Below are 20,375 nucleotides of genomic sequence, written 5' to 3'. Positions count from 1 at the left end.
TCGCCCAAGTCTGCCTCCAAAAGGCAGCCTTGAATCAGTGGCGCACCACGACGTCAAGCTTTGTCCACGATACCTAGATTGCTGTAATGAAGCGCTGGACTACGCGACTCCAGTCCACCTCCGGATAGTTAATCTTTTCAATGGCGTCCCGTAGCACCTGCATATCAGCGCCGCGCCCATAATGCGTGCTGACTGATCCATTGGCATGGCCGAACAACAGGTCGACTATTTCGGCGGGAGCTTTGCCCCGGATTGCCCGCTTGCCGGTGTGGCGGAACGAGTAGAAGACCAGTTCTGGGTCTGATAGTCCAATGCTATCCAAAAAGTCGTTCATTACCCGCGAAAGACGCTGTGTTCGGCTGCCATATTTGTTGGTGTCCAGTTCCGGAAACAGCCATTCGGCATTCTCATCCCTTCGCTTGGCCACCAGATCGAGGAAGCCCGCTTTTATGAGGACGGGGTGCAGTGGGATATCGCGCTTGGCACTCGCGGTCTTCATCCGCTTGGCTGGGCCTTCCTGTTCCTCGCGGACACGCAGGCGATCTGGCTCGATCGCTATGTAGGGAATGCCGTCGTAGGTCTTGACGTTACCTGGACGCAGCTTGCCCAGTTCCTCCAGCCGGCATCCGGTGAAGGGAGCCAAGAGCAAAGTCCAGGCCAAGGTGCTGGGTGCAACACCGCTCTTATTCGGGAGCTCTGCACTGAAGATTTTAACGAGATCCTGCGGTTCGAACGGCAGGCGAGGGTCTTCGATCTCGTTTTTCGGGAGCGACTTGACAGCCTTCGCTACGTTCTCGGTTATGACTTCGAGTTCTTCGACGGCGTGATCGAGCGTCACGCGGATGGCGGACAGCGCCTTGTTGACCGTTGCGGGCGCGAGTAATTTCAGCCCCTGCGCCTTGGCGAATTCCACCTGCTCGAGTAGCGGAAGCGCGTTGATCGCCTTGCCCACGCGCGACGGCAACGCCGCGCAAGTCCGGCGATAGGTGCGGACCATCGACGTTGTGATGGTATCGACGGGCGGATCATCGTGCAGGCGGGCAAATCGAGCGATCGCGGTACGCCATTCATCTACGAGCTTTGGCTCGCGACGCTGCGACACGGCCCAATCCTCAAAGACCTTCGTAATAGTCGGTGCCGGAGCGTTCGCTGGGGTTTCTGCCGCTTGCAGGCCTGCGGACGAGTGATGAATACTTGGCACCACCCTGAACGGGATCGCGGATGGCAGGATGCGCGTGCGGGCCGGATCGATCTTGGGCGTGCAGGCCTCGCAAAGCCTGTCAAGAAAGGCTTGGCCGATCGCCTCGTAGAGTGCTGGCTCGACTGGCTGGGCAACGCCGCTGTTGAACGCGATCGCGAGGATAGCCCAGTCGATCGGATCCAGCGACGGGAGAGTGGAAATCCGCCGTAGCGTTTCAAGCCAAGGCATCAGGCTGAAGTCCGGCACTGCCTCCAGCATCGTCTTGCGGTCGCCGAAGTTTTGGAGGTCAGGCCTTTCCGGCGGGCTGCCGAAGTCATAGCGCGAACCGGGGTCATAGTCGGTTAGGCCGTGGGCGTGTTGGAAAGCACCAAATTCGAGCGATGCTAGCTTCTGGGCCATGCCTTGCAGTTGCTGGTCGCTGACGCCGTCAAGATAGGCGTCGACCATGGATCGCGCCGATCGAAGCTGCTGACTGACAAGGCTGCGCCGCGCTGCCGCAAGCTTCTGGTCGTAAACAATGGCGTGCGGGTGGTAGCGCTTGCGAGCTTCATCCGGATCGCACGTATCGAGGGTCCGCTTATACTCGCTCGACGCGCCGTCGAAGAACGGCCGAAGCACTGCGGGAATAACCCGACGAAAATAGAAAATGCCAGTGCGAGGGTCTTTGAACGGAGCAGCCATGCGGATCACTTTGTACGCATCCTTTGTACACAAGGATGGGTAAGGCGTCCATGAAGACCGCATACACCGCACAAATCCGCCATTCTGGCGGGTGCTGGTGACCCCTACGGGAATCGAACCCGTGTTTCAGCCGTGAAAGGGCCGCGTCCTAACCGCTAGACGAAGGGGCCGCCGGGTGGCGTGGAGGGGCCTCTAAGGGAGGTTGTGGAATCGGTCAACAACTTTTTTCAGTCGGCCCATGCGGCGTCCTCGATATGGAGTTCGGCGACGTCGCGGCCCGACCAGTCGTCGACCTTGGCGCGGCCTGCCAGCCACAGGCGGCGCGTGCTGCCGGCCCCCAGCAAAGCCTGTCCCAGCGCGGTGTCGGCCTGGCGGAAGGCCATCGCCTTCAGGCTGCGGCCGTCCGCGCCGGCGACGATGGCGCGGACATGGTTGGTGCCGACCAGATCGGCGCGGATCACGCGAAAGGGGCCGGCGGCGATGCGCGGGGCAGGCCAGCCCATGCCGTAAGGGCCGCCCGCCTCCATCGCGCCGACCAAAGCGGGATTGACCCCGCCGGGGGCCAGCACGGCGTCGACCAGCAGCGCGCGGCCCGCGCTGGCGCGGACCACCGCTTCGGCCAGGCGCTCCTCCAGAAATTCGGCGAACTCGGTGATCCGATCCGCCTCCACGGTCAGGCCCGCCGCCGTGGCATGGCCCCCTCCGGCGATCAGCAGCCCCTGTTCCCTAGCGGACAATATGGCGGCGCCTAGATCAACCCCGGCGATCGAGCGGCCCGATCCCTTGCCGATCCCATGCTCGTCGATCGCGATGACGATGGCAGGGCGGTCGAGCTTTTCCTTCAGCCGCCCTGCGACGATGCCGATGACGCCGGGATGCCAGCCCGCGCCGGAGACGACCGCGACTTGCCGCGCGCGGTCGACGATGGTCTCGGCGGTGGCCTGGACCCCGGCCTCGATCGCGCGGCGTTCGTCGTTGAAATGGTTGAGCTCCTCGGCGATGGCGCGCGCCTCCGCCGGGTCCTCGGTGGTGAGCAGCCGCACCCCCAGATCGGCGCGGCCCACCCGTCCGCCCGCATTGATGCGCGGACCCAGCGCAAAGCCGAGGTCGGAACAGGTCGGTGCGCGGGTCAGCCGTGCCGCCTCGGTCAGCGCGGCCAGGCCGATATTGCGCCGCTGCGCCATGACCTTCAGCCCCTGGGCGACGAAGGCGCGGTTGAGGCCGCGCAAGGGGGCCACATCGGCCACCGTGCCCAGCGCGACGAGGTCGAGCAGGTCGAGCAGGCGCGGCTCGGCCCGGTCGGCGAAGAAGCCGCGGGTGCGAAGCGTCCGGATCAGCGCCGCACCCAGCAGGAAGCAGACGCCGACCGCCGCCAGATGGCCGTGCGCGGCGCCCTCGGTCTCGTCCAGCCGGTTGGGGTTGACCACCGCATGGGCGCGCGGCAACTCGGTCGCGCATTTGTGGTGGTCGACCACCAGTATCTCGATCCCGGCGGCCTGGGCGGCGGCGAGCGGCTCGAACGCCTGCGCGCCGCAATCGACGGTGACGATCAGGTTGGCGCCCTCCGCCTGGAGGCGCAGCAGCGCCGCCTCGGTCGGGCCATAGCCTTCGCTGAGACGGTCGGGGATATAGGCGCGGGGCGCCAGGCCGAGGTCGCGCAGCAGGCGGACCATCACCGCCGCCGAGGTCGCGCCGTCCACGTCATAATCGCCGAAGATGGCGACCGCCTCTCGCGCCATCACCGCATCGGCCAGGCGCGCGGCGGCGCGGTCCATGTCGCGGAAGATCGAGGGATCGGGCATGAATCCCCGGATCGACGGCGTGCGATGCTCCTCGACCGCATCGGGCGGGCAGCCGCGTGCGAGCAACAGCTGCGCAACCAGATCGTCATGACCTAGCCCGTCGCGCGCATCGGCGGCCAGGGCACGCCAGCGCCAGGGCTGGCCGAGAATCGATTGGCCGATGCCGAGGACTTCGGTCATGGGCGGGCGGCGAAAGCGGAGAACGTCACGCGAACGCCATGCCATGCCGCGCGGAGTCGCGACAAGGGGGGATGGGGGCGGGCAGGGACCGCCGGGTCAGCTGACCCAGTTGCCCTCGCGAAACCATTTGGTGATGACGTATTTGACGCCCTCGACCACCGGCATCCCTTCATGCAGGGTCATCTCGTTGGGGCTGCCGTCCAGCTTCATGTTGTTCCAGGCGAGCAGAAGGCCCCGGCGCGGCGCGACGCGGATGCCGGCCTGCGGAAACCAGGTCGCGCCGCCCTCCGGCACGTCGTTGAGATAGATCATCGCGGTCCAGGTGCGCTGGCCGCCATGGACCCGGACCTTTTCCCAATAGCTTTCGCTTTCGTGGAAATAGTCGTGATGCGCGCGGAATTGCTGGCCGGGGGCATAACGCTGGCCCTGCATCGTCTCGCCCTGTTCGGGGGCGATGCCGAGCAGATCGGCGATCGATTCGTCGATCGGCTGCACATCGGGGGACCAGCGGTTCATGTCGCAGCTTTCCGATGTGCGGAATCCGTAATCGGGCCGGTCGGACAACAGGGTCGAGGGCCGACGATTGGAATCGATCATCGCGATCAGCGCGTCGCACTGGGCGGGCGTGAGGAAGTCATGCTGATAATAGATTTGCGCGGTATCGGTCACCACCCGCTGGACCGCAGGGTTGGCGTCCAGCCGTTCGGGCACGCTGACCCCGAAGCGGGCGCGGACGGGGGAGGCGGCGGGATTGCCCTTCGGCTTCCTCGAAAACAACGACATGACCCGGATGTGCGACGATGGGCCGCCAAAGACAAGAGGGCTGGAGACGGAGGGGGCGCGTGCACCCCCTCCGTCCCGCCATTACCAGAAGATGTCGTACACGATGTCGACCACCAGCCCGCTGCGCAGGTCGACCAGCACCGCATCATTATAATAGCGGACCCAGCGATACGAGCCGTAAGCGGGCGGCAGGCGATAGGCATAGGGATCGTCCAGCCAATAGCTCTGGCCGAAATACATCGGCTCCAGGATCACGCCGCTGGAGAAACGCTGATAGCCATAGCCACCATAGGGCGAATAATAACGGGGCAGGTGATAGGTGCCGCGATTGAGCGAGCGCCAGCCCAGCCAGTCATAGCGGCGGTCGCGACGCCAGCTGCGGTTCCACTGATCGGCCCAGGCGCGCCGTTCGGCAAAGCCGTAATTCTGGTCGTTCTGGTCCCGCCAGTCGCCGAAGCTGCGGCCCCAGCGGTCGCGATCCTCGCGCCGACGCCGTTCCTCATCGCGCCAGCGCTGGTTCTGCGCTTGGTCCCGCCATTCCCTTTGACGCCATTCCTGCTGGCGGCGGTCGTCGTCCGGCGTCCGCCAGCCCGCCGGGTCGCGCGGCCGGTCGCCGCGCCAGTCGCCGCGATCGGGGCGCGGCCGGTCCGGTCCGGGTCCGTCCGGGCCAGGGCGGTCATAGTCGCGTGGTCCGCCATCGGGGCGGCCGGGTGCGGGGCCGGGTTCGGGACGCTGTGGGCGCGGCGCCTCGGCATGGTCCGGGCGGAAGGCCGGGCGGTTCTCGGGAAAGGATTCGCGGTCGTGGAAGATTGGCCGCCCCTCGCTGCGCTCCAGCCGACCGGCCGGGCCGCCCGGACCGGGGCCTCCGGGGCGGGGGCCGCCCTCCGGACGGCCGCGCGGGCCATCCATGATCATCGCCTGCGCGCCGACCATCGCCGGGGCCATGCCCGCCGCCATCGCCGCCGTCGCCAGCAAGCCCGCCATCCAGTTCCTGCTCATCGCTCGCATCCCCATCCGTCGGCGCACGAGCCGACCCCGATCATGCGATGCACCTTGCCCCATGGCCGTTGAGCGGATGCTGAACCCGTCCGTCAGCATTGTGAAAGAATCGGGTCATGGCGTGTCATGAACGCCCGCAGGCGCAAGGAGCGCGGGAACGGCACGCGCGGCGTCGGCGGGATCGGTGCCGGGCAGGGGGGCGGCGGGGATCGTCTCCTCGCCCCGCGCGGCACGGGCGGCGCGCTGGATCGCCTCGACCAGCCGGGGATAGACGCCGCAGCGGCACAAATTGGTGATCTGCGCGCGGATCGTCGCTTCGGAGGGGGCCGGATAGCGGCGGAGCAGCGCGGCGGCGGCCATCACCAGGCCGGGGATGCAAAAGCCGCACTGGCTGACATTGGCGGCCAGGAACGCCTGCTGCACGGGGTGCGAGCGGTCGCGCGACAGCCCTTCGATCGTGGTGACGACGCTGCCCTCGATCCGACCGATGGGGATCTGGCAACTGCGCACCGCCCGCCCGTCCAGATCGACCGTGCACGCGCCGCAATCGCCCGTGCCGCAGCCATATTTGGTGCCGGTCAGGTTGGACGCGTCGCGCAGCGCCCAGAGCAGCGGCGTGTCCGGGGGCAGGCGATAGCGGATGGGCTGGTTGTTGACGGTCAGGCTGGTCATCGGGGGCGAGGCATAGGCGATCGACCAGCCCCGCTCAATCGAGGCGGGCTACGTCGTCGGCCGGTCGCGTCCCAGCAGCGGCGCGGCGCGGTCGAGCATCAGGTCGGCGTCGGAAAAGCGGATCGGGGTGCGGACGCCGGGAACGGTGGAGCCGTCGGGCCGCTGCGGATGGATGGCCAGTCCGCGCGCGACGACCTGCGGATCGGCAAAGGCCTGTTCCACCGTATTGATCGGCCCGGCGGGCACGCCCTCCGCCGCCAGCCGGGCGAGCAGCGTGTCGCGCGGCCAGACCCGCGTCGCCGCTTCGATCATCGGGGTCAGCGTGTCGCGATGCTCGCAGCGCAAGGCGTTGGTCGCGAAGCGGGGATCGTCGCCATCGATCCCGACCAGCGCGGCGAAGCGCCGGAACTGCGTGTCATTGCCCACCGCCAGGATGAACCAGCCGTCGCTGGCGGGAAAGGCGGCATAGGGCACGATATTGGGATGCGCATTGCCCAGCCGGGTCGGCGTCGTGCCCGAGGCGAGATAGTTCATCGCCTGGTTGGCGAGCACCCCGGTCATCGTGTCGAGCAGCGCCATGTCGATCCGCTGCCCACGGCCCGTGCGCTCCCGCATGTGCAGCGCCGCCTGGATCGCGATCACGGCATAGAGCCCGGTCATGATGTCCGCCAGCGCCACGCCGATCTTCTGCGGCGGACCGTCCGGCTCGCCGGTCAGGTCCATGATCCCGCTCATGCCCTGGACGATGAAGTCATAGCCCGCGCGCGGGGCATAGGGGCCGTCCTGCCCGAAGCCGGTGATCGAGCAATAGATCAGGCGCGGGTTGATCGCCGACAGGCTGTCATGGTCGAGGCCGTAGCGGGCAAGGCCGCCCAGCTTGAAATTCTCGATCACCACATCGGCATCGGCGACCAGGTCGCGGACGATCCGCTGCCCCTCCGGCGTTGCGAAGTCGGCGACGACCGAGGATTTGCCGCGATTGGCGGCGTGGAAATAGGCCGCGTCGCGGCTGCCGTCCGGGTTGGCGATGAAGGGCGGGCCCCAGCGGCGGGTGTCGTCGCCCTCGGGGCTCTCGACCTTGACGACCTGCGCGCCGAGGTCGGCCAGCACCTGCCCCGCCCAGGGACCGGCGAGGATGCGGGCCAACTCGACGACTTTCAGTCCGGTCAGGGGTGGGGGATTTGCCATCCTCAATCCTCCCCATCGCAAGATGGGGAGGGGGACCGCGCCCGCTGGGCGTGGTGGAGGGGCAGGGGCATAAGCCCCTCCACCATCCTTCGGATGGTTCCCCTCCCCAAGCCAAGCTTGGGGAGGAATGGGGACGGGATCAAAATGCCGCGATCCCGGTGATGGCGCGGCCCAGGATCAGCGCGTGGACGTCATGCGCGCCTTCATAGGTGTTGACCGTCTCCAGGTTCAGCATGTGGCGCATCACCTGATACTCGCCCGAAATGCCGTTGCCGCCATGCATGTCGCGCGATGCCCGCGCGATGTCGAGCGCCTTGCCGACATTGTTGCGCTTGACGATCGAGATCATCTCGGGCGCGAACCGGCCCTCGTCCATCAGGCGGCCGACGCGCAGCGAGGCTTGCAGGCCCAGCGCGATCTCGGTCTCCATATCGGCCAGCTTCTTCTGATAGAGCTGCGTCGCCGCCAGCGGCCGCCCGAACTGCTTGCGGTCCAGCCCATATTGGCGTGCGGCGTGGAAACAGAATTCGGCCGCCCCCATCGCGCCCCAGCTGATCCCGTAGCGTGCGCGGTTGAGGCAGCCGAACGGGCCCTTCAGCCCTTCGACATGCGGCAGCAGCGCGTCCTCGCCCACCGCCACCTCGTCCATCATCACCATGCCGGTGATCGAGGCGCGCAGGGACAGCTTGTTGTCGATCTTGGGCGCCGACAGCCCCTTCATGCCCTTTTCCAGCACGAAGCCCCGGATCGCGCCGCCATGCGCATCCGACTTGGCCCAGATCACGAAGACATCGGCGATCGGCGAATTGGAGATCCACGTCTTGCCGCCCGACAGGACATAGCCGCCATCGACCTTCTTGGCGGTGGTGCGCATGCCGCCGGGATCGGAGCCCGCATCGGGTTCGGTCAGCCCGAAACAGCCGATCCATTCGCCGCTCGCCAGCTTGGGCAGATAGCGGCTTTTCTGTTCGTCCGAGCCATAGGCATGGATCGGATACATGACGAGGCTCGACTGCACGCTCATCATCGAGCGATAGCCGCTGTCGATCCGCTCCACCTCGCGCGCGATCAGGCCATAGGCGACATAGGATGCGCCGACGCCGCCGAATTCCTCCGGGATGGTGGGGCCGAGCAGCCCGAGTTCGCCCATCTCGCGGAAGATCGCGGGATCGGTATGCTCGTTGGCGAAGGCGTCGATGATGCGCGGCGCCAGCCGGTCGTCGGCATAGGCGCGCGCGGTGTCGCGGATCATCCGCTCGTCATCGGTCAGCTGGTCGTCGAGCAGCAAGGGATCCGCCCAGTCGAACTTGCCCATTCGGGACATGTCTTCTCTCCTTATCCTCCCGCTTCTCCCGAAGGCGGCCTGGTTTGTCCACCCCCGGCGGGGGCGGGCGGCGACATGAAAAAGGGCCCCTCCCGCCGGAACGGGAAGGGCCCAGGTCTGAACGCTCGAGGGGGCGTCAGAGCTTGAAGCTGAGCGTCGCGCGCAGATCGCGACCGGCCAGCGGCGCGAAGTCCTTCAGCACGCTGGCATGGCGGCGCGCGTCGACGTCGAAGATGTTGTTGGCCGACAGGGTCAGCGTCGTCGGGTTCACCGCGCCCCAGGGCTTGAGCTGGACCGAGGCGTTGACCAGCGTGAAGCCGTTGGTCGGCGTCTCCAGCCCCAGCACGCGGCTCTGGCGGAAGCTGCGCTCCACCTCGACGCGGGCGTTCACCCGGTCCGACTGCGCTTCCAGCCCGCCGAGCAGCCGCAGCGGCGGGATGCGCGGGGCGGGGCCGGTGTTCAGGATCTGCGCATGGACATAGTCGCCCAGCAGGTCGGCGTTGATCGCATAGGTGCCGATCGTCGCAAGGCGAACCGAACCCTCCGCCTCGATCCCGTAATAGCGGGCATCGGCCTGCGCATATTGGAAGCAGGGCAGATCGACCTTGCGTCCCGACGGCGCGGCCGCTGCTTCGCACGGACCCTGCTGGACCAGCGCGTCATAGATATAGTTGGAGAAGCGGTTGTAATAGGCCGAGGCGTCGAAGCTATATCCCTCGCCATGGCCGTGGACGGTCGCCTCGATGCCCCAGCTCGCTTCCTTCTTGAAATTGGGGTTGCCCAGCTCATAGGCCTCGGTCCCGGCGTGCGGGCCGTTGGCGAACAGTTCCTCGGCCGACGGCGCGCGTTCGGTGCGCGACAGGTTCAGGCCTGCGCGCCAGTCGGGCGCGAAGCCGTAGCTGGCACCGACCGAGCCCGAAAAGGCGTCGAAGCTGCGCTGGCCCCGGAAGAAGCGGTTGTCGGCGACGGCGGTGCGCGCGGTCAGCGAGGTATGCTCGTAACGGGCGCCCGCCTCCATCTTGAAGGCGCCGCGATCCAGCTGCTGCAGGGTGAACAGGCCGACCTGCGCGGTGTTGTTGCGCGGCAGGAACGCCTCGTCGCCGCGCACGTCGAAGTCGCGGTTGAAGAACTGAACGCCTGATGCACCCTGCCAGCCGTCGCGCTTCGACTGGACCAGCTCGAGGCGGCTCTCGATGCCCTTGTTGTAGAAGGCGGTGCCGATGCCGCCATCTTCCTCCAGCTCGTAATGGCGATACTGCGCCGCGCCCGCGCGCAGGCGGATGCGGTCGAGGAAGCCGCCGCCCGTCTCGATCTCGCCGCGCAGGTCGAGGCGGTTCTGGACGAGGCTGAGACGCGGCGCCTCGGGCTTTTCGCCACCGGGGGTGAGGGTATAGCGGATCGGCACGCCGTACAGGCTGTCGTAATGGCTATAGGCGATGCCCAGCGAGCCCGTATCGGTGATCAGCGCACCGCCGACCCCCGCCGTCCAGGTCTCGCTGGCGGTGTTGGGCAGGCGACCGCGAAGATTGGCGAGCCGGGCGAAGTTGAGCGGGTCGCGGGGCGCCTGTGCCGCCGCCGCCTGCGCCTCGGCGCGGGCGCGCGGAGACAGGACATAGCCGCCGATCTTCAGATTGTCGGTCTTCAGATACGAACCGTCCGCGTGGACCACGAACTGCTTGCCGACCGCGACATCGGTCGCGCCCGCCACCGACCGTTCGGTCGCGGCCGAGCCATAGGTCGCCATGCCCGACAGGCGATAGCCATTTTCGGGCACGGTGCGCGGGATGCGGGTGTCGATGACGTTGACCACGCCGCCCACCGCCGAGGATCCGAACAGCAGCGCGGAGGGGCCGCGCAGCACCTCGATCCGCTCGGCGAGCAGCGGGTTGATGACGACGGCATGGTCGACGCTGGTGTTCGACACGTCGATCGATCCGATACCGTCGGTCAGCACGCGGATACGCTCGCCCTGGAAGCCGCGCAGCACCGGGCGCGAGGCGTTGGGGCCGAACGAGGTGGCCGACACGCCCGGCTGACGGGCCAGCGTCTCGCCGATGGTCGGCCGGATCGAGCGTTGCAGTTCCTCGCCCGTCACGATCGAGGTGCCCGACAGCACGTCCGCTTCCGACTGCTGGACCGGCGCGGTCACCACGATCTCGCGGCCGCGATTGGTCGGCTGGCCTACGGTCTGCGCGGCGGCGGGAAGGGCGAACAGGGCGGCGACGGCGGTGGCCGACAGGCCGGACAGCAGGACGGACTTGGGCAAGGACAGGGCTCCGATGATTGGCGAAGCCCCGTCGGTAGCGTAGTGTTACAACATATCAACAGAAAAATGACCGACCGTTCATCCGTTTGCCGCATCCGCAAAGGTCAGGACGCGCAGCAGCCACCCCTCCGCCGCCGGTTCGACCGCCAGATCGGCGACGATATCGCGACCCAGCGGAATATCCGCCTCCGCCAGATCGGCCAGCCAGGCGGCCAGGGCGGGGGAAGAGGGTGCGGCCAGCGACAGGGTCGCCACTGATCCACTGAATGTCGCCGACGACCAGGGCTCGACCGCCTGGACCGCGATCGTGACCGTACAGCCCGCCTGCGCGGCATGGGCGACAAGGACGCGGGCCAGCCTTTCGCCGCGATCGGCGGGACGCGGACGGCTGCGGCACAGACCGGCGGAGCGGCGGGTGGGGTCCGACCAGGCGAGCGCGGTCATGCGCGATGCTCCGCGATGAAGCTGCGGACGCGCTGGACCATCTCCGGCCCCGGCTCCCGCCCGCGCCGCAGGTCGCCCACCAGTCGCGGGTCGTTGACCGCCATGCGGCCGAACTTGGTTTCCGGCATGTGGCTGGCCTTCAGATAGCGTTCGATCAACCCCAGCAATTCCATGAACGTTCTCCCATTGTCCGAATCTCCGATGTTCTTGTTCTGTTCTAATTTCCAACTTGTCTAGGAAAAATCCTATGCCTATATCGGAGGCCATGTCGGGATCGGAGATCAGGGCCACGCTTCAGGCGCTGGCGGAGCAGGCGGGCGTCAGCCTGGCCGCGCTGTCGCGCATGCTGGGGCGCAACGAGGCCTATCTCCACCAGTTCGTCCATCGTGGGTCGCCGCGCATGCTGGCCGAGGGCGATCGCCGTCAGCTGGCCGAGTTCTTCGGCATCCCCGAAACGCGGCTGGGCGCGTCGGTGGAGGCGGGGCCGATGCTGGTGCGGCGGCTCGCGGTGGCGGCCTCGGCGGGGCCGGGGGCGACCGTGGATGACGAGGTGATGATCGGGGTCGAGGCGCTCGATCGCCAGTTGGCGCGGCGGCTGGGGCTGCACGAGGGCGCCGCCTCGGTCATCCGGGTGCGGGGCGACTCGATGGCGCCGGGGCTGATGGACGGCGATCACCTGGTCGTCGATCAGCAGGATGTCCGCCCGCCCGCGCGGGGCGGCCTCTATATCATCCGCATCGGCGAGGTGTTGATGGTCAAGCGCGTCCGTGCCGGGCCCGAGGGGCTGGTCGCGTCAAGCGACAATCCCGCCGCGCCGCCGGTCCCGCAGGGGCCGATCACGGTGATCGGGCGGGTGGTGTGGCAGATGCGGCTGCCCAGCTGACGGCCTCAGCGGCTCCGCCACCAGAGCAGCAGCGCGACGAGGATGCCGAACCCCAGTCCGGCCAGCACGCCCAGCGTCACCTGTCCCGTCGCCAGCCCGGCGAGGATGCCGCCCACCACGCCGACTGTGATGAAGAACCCGCCCGCGGGCGCGGACGGCCGCGGCGCGCGGGGCGGGGATGGCTGGGCGGAAGGGCGCTGGGGATCGGTCATGGCGACCGTCCTCGCACGATGCGCCGGGAGAGGCCAGCCGTCCCGCGACGGGGCGCGCGGCACAGGCCAAGGGGACTGGCGAAAAACGGAAATCCGGATTAGGGACGCCAGCGAAACGGCACGATTCAGGAGTGTATATGCCCGATCGCGGCGGCGGCTTTCAGGTTCCTCCCTTCGTCACCGACACCGATGTGGCGACTGCGGCGGAGATGATGGAGACGTTCGGCGAATCGGCGGGCGGAGAAGCGGCGGCGCGCGCGGGGCGTAGCCGCGACCTGGGCAACCACATCCATTTCTGCCGCTGGCGCCAGATCGAGCGCCTGATCGGCCTGTTGTCCAGCGAAGAGGCGTTCGGCACCGTGCATTGATGCGGGCCGGGTGGCACGCGGACCATGGCGCGCGACGTCCGGCGCGGCAAATCTGTTCAACCGAGCGTGCCGGGGGGTGTCGCTGCCGCTCCGTCGCGGCTAGGGACTGGGCCATGATGGTCCGCGTCGGGCGGCCGCGCCGCTCGGTCGCCATCCTTTGTATTGCCATGGAAATGGGCGGAATCGCCTGGACGGGCCAGGCGCCTGCCCAGACGGTCCCGGTCGGGACCAGCCCCGCATCGTCCCCGACCGCGCCCGCCGCGCAGACGACGCCCGATGCCATCGATCCGACGATGCTCGACCCGTCCGCGCCGCTTGCGCCGCTGCCCGAGATCGGGGTGGCCTGGCCCGACCTTTCGACCGCGCCGGGCGATCCGTCCGCGACGATCGCGGCAACGGTCGATGCGGCGGCGGAGCGGCGTTATCGCTGGCGGGTCGAGGGGATCGACGGCGCGGGGGACCTGCTCCGCAAGCGGTTCGACGAGCTGTCCAGCCTCCACACCAATGACGGCGATCCCGCCAACGCCGCGCAGCTCGACCGCCGCGCGCGAGAGGATGCCGCGCTGCTGACCAATTTGCTGCGCGGCGCGGGCTATTATGATGCGCAGGTCGTGACGCGGATCGAACCCGGCGAGGTGCCGACCGTGCTGCTGCAGGCGACACCGGGCAATCTGTACCGTTTCGCCGGGGTGACGCTCGACGGGGTGCAGAAGGCGGGGGACAAGGCCGCGCCGCTGACGCGGGCGTTCGGCATCAAGCCGGGCGATCCGGTCGACGCCGATACCATCGTCGCGGGCGAGGCGGCCCTGAAGGCGGCGGTGGGCGAGGCGGGCTTTCCCTTCGCCAAGGTCGGCGATCCGCAGATCGTGGTCGATCGCGCCGCGCGCACCGCGACGCTGGACCTGTCGATCGCGCCGGGCACGCCGCGCCGTTACGGGCGGATCATCACCACCAGCGACCGGCTGTTCGACGCCGAGCATGTCCAGGACATTGCGCGCTTCCGCCCCGGCGATCCCTATGACTCGGCCGGGCTGGACGATCTGCGCCGCGCGCTGGTGCAGACGGGACTCGTCTCCTCGGTTCAGGTCAAGCCGGTGCCCGGCGACACGCCCGAGACGGTCAATGTCGCGGTGACGCTGGAACCCGCGCCGTCGCATACCATCGCGGGCGAGCTGGGCTATGGCACCGGCGAGGGCGCGCGCGCGGCGATCAACTGGACCGATCGCAACCTCTTCCCGCCCGAGGGCGCGCTGACCCTGCGCAGCGTGCTGGGCACGCGCGAGCAGCTCGGCTCGGTGGTGTTCCGGCGCAACAACTTCAACGGCCGCGACCGGGTGCTGACCGCGCAGTTCGCCGCCGCGCATCTGCTGCGCGATGCCTATGAGGCCAAGACGCTGTCGCTGTCGGCCAGCCTGGAGCGGCAGACCAACATCTTCTTCCAGAAGACCTGGACCTGGTCGCTGGGTGCCGAGCTGTTGACCTCGGACGAGCGCGACGTGATCGAGTCGACCGGCCAGCCGCGCCGACGGACCTTCTTCATCGGCGCGTTGCCGACCAGCCTCAACTATGACGGATCGGACGATCTGCTGAACCCGACGCGCGGCTTCCGGCTGGGCGGGCGGCTGAGCCCCGAATTGTCGTTGCAGGGGGCGGCGTTCGGCTATGCCCGGACGCAGGTCGATGCCAGCATCTATCGCCCGCTCGGCGACCGGGTGGTGCTGGCGGCGCGCACCCGGCTGGGGACGATCCTGGGCGCGCCGCGCGACCAGATCGCGCCGTCGCGGCGTTTCTACGCGGGCGGCGGCGCGTCGGTGCGCGGCTATGGCTTTCAGGCGATCGGGCCGCGCGATGCCAATAACGACCCCATTGGCGGGCGCAGCCTGGCGGAATTCTCGATCGAGGCGCGGGTCAGGGCATTCGGCAATTTCGGCATCGTGCCCTTTCTCGACGCCGGGAACATCGCGACCTCGCCGCTGCCGCGCCTGACCGGGCTGCGCTTCGGCACCGGGCTGGGGGTGCGCTATTACTCCAATTTCGGACCGATCCGCCTCGATCTCGGCACGCCGCTCAACCCGCAAAAGGGGGATAGCCGGGTCGCGGTCTATGTCTCGCTGGGGCAGGCATTTTGAACGAGGGGGAGGATCTGCCCGCCGATCCGCCGGTGATCGCGCGCCGGTTTCGCTGGGGCCGGGCGCTGGCGATCCTGATGGCCTTGGTGCTGGCCACGATCGGCGCCGCGCTGATGATCGTCGATACCGCGATCGGTCATCGCTGGGTCGCCGACCGGATCGCGGCGATCCGCACCCCGACCGGCCTGCGCTTCTCGATCGGACGGATCGAAGGGTCGCTCTATTCGGACATGCGGCTGGTCGATCTGCGCGTCTATGATCTGGACGGCCTGCTGGTCCGGGTGCCGCGGGCCCGGCTGGACTGGCGGCCGTTGAACTGGGCGCGGGGGGCGCTCGACATCCGTGCGGTCGAAGCGCCGCTCGCCACGCTCTATCATGTGCCGCACACCCGCCGCACCGGGCGCGACACGCCGATCCTGCCCGATTTCGATATCCGCATCGACCGGCTCCACCTCGACCGGCTGGTCCTCGCGCCCGCCGCGCTGGGGCGTCGGCGGGTGGCGCGGATCGATGGACGCGCGGACATTCGCGACGGCCGGGCACTCGTCGCGCTCGACGGCGCGGTGGCGGGCAGCGACCGGCTTCGCCTGCGGCTGGACGCGCAGCCCGACCGCGACCGGTTCGACCTGGCGGTCCAGGCGCGGGGGCGGGCCGGGGGCGTGTTGTCGCGTCTGTCGGGCGCGCGCGCGCCGGTGTCGCTCGACGTCGCGGGCAAGGGCAGCTGGACCCGCTGGGACGGGCGCGCGCATGGCCTGATCGCGCAGCGGCGCGCGGCCGACCTGACGCTGTCGGCGCGGGCGGGGCGCTATGCCCTATCGGGCTATCTCACCCCCTCGCTAATCCTGCGCGGACGGTTGCAGCGCCTGACCGCGCCGCGCGTGACGCTGGCCGGGCAAGCCGATTTCGCCGAGCGCCGCCTGACCGGCGCGCTGGCGCTGCGCTCGGCCGCCTTGCGGGCGCGGGCGACGGGGACGGTCGATCTGGGCGGCAACCGTTTCGACGGTCTGCGGGTGGAGGCGCGCCTGCTCCGGCCCGAAGCGCTGTTCGCCAATATGCGCGGACAGGCGATCGCGATGCGCCTGCGGCTGGACGGCGCGTTCGACCGGGCGGCCTTCGACTATCGGCTGGCGGCGGACCGCTTCTCCTTCGATCGCACGGGGTTCGACGGCGCGCTGGCCGAGGGGCGGGGGCGGTTGAGCGGCGGCTGGCCGCTGACCCTACCGGTCCGCTTCACCGCCGCGCGGGTGACGGGGATCGGCGAGGCGGCGGGCGGCATATTGCGCCGCCTGTCGGTGGCGGGCGACCTGCGCATCACGCCGCGGGCGATCGTCGGACAGGGACTCGCGCTGCGGTCGGACAGGCTGGCGGGGCGGCTGGGCCTGCGGATCGACCTGACCAACGGCCGCTACGATGTCGCGCTGGACGGCGCGTTGCAGCGTTATCTGATCCCCGGCCTGGGCATCGTCGATGTCCGCTCCAAACTGACCGCCTTGCCGGGGGCGGGCGGCCATGGCACGCGCATCGTCGGGCGCGGCGAGGCGCAGGTCCGTCGCCTCGACAACAGCTTCCTGCGTTCGCTGGCGGGCGGATTGCCGCGCCTGACCACCGATCTGGAGCGCGGGCCGGACGGCGTCTTCCATTTCCATCGGCTGGTGCTGATCGGCCCGGATATCCGGCTGACCGGCGAGGCGATCCGCCGGACCGACGGCAGCTTCCGCTTCGTCGGCGGCGGGCGGCAGCGCAGCTATGGCCCGGTGCAGATGACGCTGGACGGGCGGATCGACCGGCCGACGCTGGACCTGATCCTCGCCCAGCCCAATGCCGCGCTGGGTCTTGCCAATGTGCGCGCGCATCTCGACCCCACCGACCAGGGCTTTGCGGTCCGCGCCGATGGCGGATCGCGCGTGGGCCCGTTCCGTCTGACCGGCGCGATCCTGCTGCCGCGCGGGCAGGATGCGGTGATCCAGTTCCAGCCGCTGGAGGTCGCCGGTGCCAGGGCGACCGGCGCGCTGACCGTGGCTCAAGGCGGCTTTGTCGGACAGCTGGGCGTGGCGGGCGGCGGGCTGTCGGGCGAATTGCTGTTCCGGCCCGCCAATGGCGTGCAGCGGATCGAGACCCATCTGGCGGCGCGACAGGCGCAGATTGCGGGCGTGGCGGTCCGCCAGGGACGGCTCGACCTGATCGCGCTGCTCGATCCCGCCGGGGCCTCGGTCGAGGCGTCGGCGCGTGCGCAGGGAGTGCGGCACGGCGCCTTCCACATCGCGCAGATGACCGGCACCGCGCGACTGCGTGGTGGGACGGGCGAGGTGCGGGTCGGCATTTCGGGGTCGCGCGGTCGCGCCTTCGCGATCCAGACCGTGACGCAGGTGACGCCGGGGCGGTTGTCGATGACCGCGCAGGGCACGCTCGACCGGCGTCCGCTGCAATTCCTGTCGCCCGCCGTGGTCACGCGCGACGGCGACAGCTGGGCCCTCGCGTCGACGCGCCTCGCCTTTGCGGGGGGCGAGGCGAAGCTGGCCGGGCGGCTCGACGCCGATGGCGTGGAGGTGCAGGCGGGGCTGTCCCGGATGCCGCTGGCCGTGCTCGACATCGGTTATCCGGGCCTCGGACTGGGGGGAAGCGCCAGCGGGACGCTGACCCTGCGCCGGGCGGGCGGGGCGCCGACCGGCAAGGTCGACCTGACCATTCGCGGGCTGACGCGCGCGGGGCTGGTGCTCAATTCGCGGCCGATCGACATGGGGGTAGCGGGCGTGTTGTCCGCCGACCGCCTGGGCGTGCGCGCGGTCATGGCGTCGGGCGGGCGGATCGTCGGGCGCGGCCAGGCGCTGCTGGTGCCCGCCGGACAGGGCGATTGGGCCAGCCGGATGCAGACCGGGCAGCTGATCGCGCAGCTACGCTATGCCGGGCCCGCCGATACGCTGTGGCGGCTGACCGGGGTCGAGCTGTTCGATCTGTCGGGTCCGGTGGCGATCGGCGCGGATGTCGGCGGCTCGCTCCGCCAGCCGGTCATCCGGGGGGCGGTGCGCGCGACCGGCGCGCGGATCGAAAGCGCGACGACCGGCACCGTCCTGACCGACGTCCAGGCCAGCGGCCGGTTCGGCGGATCGCGGCTGGTGATCGACCGTTTCGCCGCGCAGGCGGGGCGCGAGGGGCGGGTCAGCGGCAGCGGCCAGTTCGACTTCGCCGCCGCCCATGGCATCGGCCTCGACCTCTCGCTCCAGGCCAGCCGCGCGGCGATGATCGCGCGCGACGATATCTCCGCGACGGTGACCGGGCCGCTGACCTTCCATTCGGACGGGACGGGCGGCACGATCGCGGGCGACGTGGTGCTCGACAGCAGCCGTTATCGCCTGGGCCGCGCCTCCGCCGCGACGGCGGTGCCGCAGCTCAACATCCGCGAGATCAACGTTCCCGGCGGCGGCGAGGAGGACGATGCTCCGCGCAAGCCCTGGACGCTGGACGTCCGCGCGCGCGCCTCGGGCGGATTGATCGTCTCCGGGCTGGGTCTCAACAGCGAATGGTCGGCGGACCTGAAGATCGGCGGCACGCCCGACAATCCCGCGATCACCGGACAGGCGACGCTGATCCGCGGCGATTACGACTTTGCGGGCCGCGAGTTCGATCTGGCGCGCGGCATCATCCGCTTCGGCGGCGAGGTGCCCGCCAACCCCGCGCTCGACATCGCCGCCAATGCCAATGTCCAGGGGCTGAGCGCCTCGATCCGGGTCACCGGTACCGCGCTGAAGCCCGAGATCGGCTTTTCCAGCACCCCCGCGCTTCCCAATGACGAGTTGTTGTCGCGCCTGTTGTTCGGCACCTCGATCGCCAAGCTGTCCGCGCCCGAGGCGTTGCAGCTGGCCGCCGCCGTCGCCGCGCTTCAGGATGGCGGGGGTGGGCTGAACCCGATCAATGCGGTGCGCCGGGCGGCGGGGCTCGACCGGCTGCGCGTGCTGCCCGCCGATGTGCAGCTGGGGCGCGGCACGTCGGTGGCGGCGGGCAAATATATCACCCGGCGCCTCTATGCCGAGATCGTGACCGACGGTCAGGGCTATTCCGCGACCCAGGTCGAGTTCCAGGTCACCCGCTGGCTGTCGCTGCTCTCCAGCATCTCGACGCTGGGGCGGCAGAGCCTGAACGTGCGCATCTCGAAGGATTATTGAGGCGTGGCGCTTGCCACCATGTCGAACAGGAGCCTGAACCCCATGGAAAAGACCGCGTTCATCGACAAGACCGGCGGCCCCGAGGTGATCCGGTGGCGCGAGCACGAACTGCCCCCGCCCGGCCCCGGCGAGGTGCGCATGCGTCACCATGCGGTCGGCCTGAACTATATCGACACCTATCACCGCAGCGGGCTCTATCCCATCGACCTGCCGGGCGGGCTGGGCTCGGAGGCGGCGGGCGTGGTCGAGGCGCTGGGCGAGGGCGTGACCGATTTCGCGGTGGGCGACCGCGTCGGCGTGTTCGGCCCGGCGCGCGGCGCCTATGCGACGGCCCGCAATGTCGCGGCCGATCTGCTGGTACCCTTGCCCGACGGGGTGGATGATCGCACGGCCGCCGCGATCCTGCTCAAGGGCGCGACGACCGCGTTCCTGATCGAGGATTGCGCCGCCGTCCAGCCGGGCTGGCCCGTGCTGGTCCACGCAGCGGCGGGCGGGGTCGGGCATCTGGCGGTCGGCTGGCTGAAGGCGATCGGCGCGACCGTCATCGCCACGGTGGGGAGCGAGGCGAAGGCCGAAAAGGCGCGCGCCGCCGGGGCCGATCACGTCATCCTGAACCGGACCGAGGATGTCGCCGCCCGGGTTCGCGAGATCACCCAGGGCCAGGGCGTGCCGGTGGCGCTGGACGGCGTGGGCAGGGCGACCTGGGGCGCCTCGCTCGACAGCATGGCGCGGCGCGGGCTGGTGGTCAGCTTCGGCAATGCCTCGGGGCCGGTCGACGGGGTCCATCTGGGCCTGTTGGCGGCCAAGGGTTCGCTGTTCGTCACGCGGCCGACGCTGTTCGACTATGCGGTGACCGCCGGGGACAAGCGGCGGCTGATCGCGCGGGTCTTCGCGATGCTGGAGAAAGGCGCGATCACGCCTGAAATCGGCCAGAGCTTCGCACTGACCGACGCGGCCGAGGCACACCGCGCGATCGAGGCGGGCGAGACGGTGGGGAGCACGGTGCTGATCCCCTGACCAAAGTCCAAGCGCCAGGAATATTCCTCGTCCGACATTCCCGTTAAGCTGGCTGAAATCGCCCAC

16 protein-coding genes and 1 tRNA gene are annotated in these 20,375 nt (G+C 69.2%); 5 read left to right on the top strand and 12 right to left on the bottom strand.

Features of this window, described 5'->3' with window-relative positions:
- Positions 1 to 73 precede the first annotated feature (73 nt).
- From ACFX59_RS16275 to ACFX59_RS16225, 11 genes are all read right to left on the bottom strand, one after another.
- Positions 74 to 1,882 carry a DUF6538 domain-containing protein gene (locus ACFX59_RS16275; RefSeq protein WP_387433718.1) on the bottom strand — a complete coding sequence of 603 codons (1,809 nt, stop codon included), beginning with the start codon at positions 1,880 to 1,882 and terminating at the stop codon, positions 74 to 76.
- 95 nt (positions 1,883 to 1,977) lie between these two features.
- Positions 1,978 to 2,052, bottom strand: a tRNA-Glu gene (locus tag ACFX59_RS16270).
- Positions 2,053 to 2,109: 57 nt separating this feature from the next.
- The gene (gene recJ / locus ACFX59_RS16265) at positions 2,110 to 3,864 is read right to left on the bottom strand and encodes a single-stranded-DNA-specific exonuclease RecJ (RefSeq protein ID WP_387433708.1); all 1,755 of its coding nucleotides are present in this window, start codon (positions 3,862 to 3,864) and stop codon (positions 2,110 to 2,112) included.
- Between the two features lie 96 nt (positions 3,865 to 3,960).
- Positions 3,961 to 4,647, bottom strand: coding sequence for a 2OG-Fe(II) oxygenase (locus ACFX59_RS16260; protein ID WP_307104391.1), 687 nt, complete (start codon positions 4,645 to 4,647; stop codon positions 3,961 to 3,963).
- 81 nt (positions 4,648 to 4,728) lie between these two features.
- On the bottom strand, positions 4,729 to 5,646 hold the full coding sequence (locus ACFX59_RS16255; RefSeq protein WP_387433705.1) for an RcnB family protein: 918 nt from the start codon (positions 5,644 to 5,646) through the stop codon (positions 4,729 to 4,731).
- A 114-nt stretch (positions 5,647 to 5,760) separates the two neighbouring features.
- Positions 5,761 to 6,318, bottom strand: a complete 558-nt coding sequence (locus ACFX59_RS16250; protein ID WP_387433703.1) for a (2Fe-2S)-binding protein — start codon at positions 6,316 to 6,318, stop codon at positions 5,761 to 5,763.
- A 48-nt stretch (positions 6,319 to 6,366) separates the two neighbouring features.
- Positions 6,367 to 7,506 (bottom strand): CaiB/BaiF CoA-transferase family protein, encoded by a 1,140-nt coding sequence (locus ACFX59_RS16245; protein WP_309694260.1) that lies wholly within the window; start codon positions 7,504 to 7,506, stop codon positions 6,367 to 6,369.
- Between the two features lie 139 nt (positions 7,507 to 7,645).
- Positions 7,646 to 8,830 carry an acyl-CoA dehydrogenase gene (locus ACFX59_RS16240; RefSeq protein ID WP_387433700.1) on the bottom strand — a complete coding sequence of 395 codons (1,185 nt, stop codon included), beginning with the start codon at positions 8,828 to 8,830 and terminating at the stop codon, positions 7,646 to 7,648.
- Between the two features lie 136 nt (positions 8,831 to 8,966).
- Positions 8,967 to 11,096, bottom strand: coding sequence for a TonB-dependent receptor (locus ACFX59_RS16235; protein ID WP_387433698.1), 2,130 nt, complete (start codon positions 11,094 to 11,096; stop codon positions 8,967 to 8,969).
- Positions 11,097 to 11,174: 78 nt separating this feature from the next.
- Complete coding sequence (locus ACFX59_RS16230) at positions 11,175 to 11,540, bottom strand: hypothetical protein (RefSeq protein ID WP_387433696.1); 366 nt, start codon at positions 11,538 to 11,540, stop codon at positions 11,175 to 11,177.
- Positions 11,537 to 11,713, bottom strand: a complete 177-nt coding sequence (locus ACFX59_RS16225) for a hypothetical protein (RefSeq protein WP_307104405.1) — start codon at positions 11,711 to 11,713, stop codon at positions 11,537 to 11,539. Before ACFX59_RS16225 ends, ACFX59_RS16230 begins: the two co-directional genes overlap by 4 nt.
- Positions 11,714 to 11,787: 74 nt before the next feature.
- Here ACFX59_RS16225 and ACFX59_RS16220 point away from each other — a divergent pair, with 74 nt between their 5' ends.
- Positions 11,788 to 12,423: a S24 family peptidase gene (locus tag ACFX59_RS16220; RefSeq protein WP_309694275.1), complete on the top strand. Its 636-nt coding sequence runs from the start codon at positions 11,788 to 11,790 to the stop codon at positions 12,421 to 12,423.
- Positions 12,424 to 12,428: 5 nt separating this feature from the next.
- Here ACFX59_RS16220 and ACFX59_RS16215 read toward each other — a convergent pair whose 3' ends face one another.
- The gene (locus ACFX59_RS16215; protein ID WP_387433693.1) at positions 12,429 to 12,635 is read right to left on the bottom strand and encodes a hypothetical protein; all 207 of its coding nucleotides are present in this window, start codon (positions 12,633 to 12,635) and stop codon (positions 12,429 to 12,431) included.
- A gap of 137 nt (positions 12,636 to 12,772) precedes the next feature.
- On the opposite strand from ACFX59_RS16215, the gene ACFX59_RS16210 reads away from it, so the two are divergent.
- From ACFX59_RS16210 to ACFX59_RS16195, 4 genes are all read left to right on the top strand, one after another.
- Complete coding sequence (locus ACFX59_RS16210; protein WP_307104411.1) at positions 12,773 to 13,003, top strand: hypothetical protein; 231 nt, start codon at positions 12,773 to 12,775, stop codon at positions 13,001 to 13,003.
- Between the two features lie 113 nt (positions 13,004 to 13,116).
- Positions 13,117 to 15,132, top strand: coding sequence for an autotransporter assembly complex family protein (locus ACFX59_RS16205; protein ID WP_387433690.1), 2,016 nt, complete (start codon positions 13,117 to 13,119; stop codon positions 15,130 to 15,132).
- Positions 15,133 to 15,209: 77 nt separating this feature from the next.
- A complete protein-coding gene (locus tag ACFX59_RS16200; RefSeq protein ID WP_387433716.1) occupies positions 15,210 to 19,292 on the top strand; it encodes a translocation/assembly module TamB domain-containing protein in 4,083 nt (1,360 codons plus the stop codon).
- Positions 19,293 to 19,334: 42 nt separating this feature from the next.
- Complete coding sequence (locus ACFX59_RS16195; protein ID WP_387433714.1) at positions 19,335 to 20,309, top strand: quinone oxidoreductase family protein; 975 nt, start codon at positions 19,335 to 19,337, stop codon at positions 20,307 to 20,309.
- The last annotated feature ends 66 nt before the right edge of the window (positions 20,310 to 20,375 follow it).

Source organism: Sphingomonas sp. NCPPB 2930 (assembly GCF_042867205.1).
Taxonomy (GTDB): Bacteria; Pseudomonadota; Alphaproteobacteria; order Sphingomonadales; family Sphingomonadaceae; genus Sphingomonas.
The sequence above is the reverse complement of the archived record's forward strand: the minus strand, read 5'-3'. Positions and strand labels throughout refer to the sequence as shown.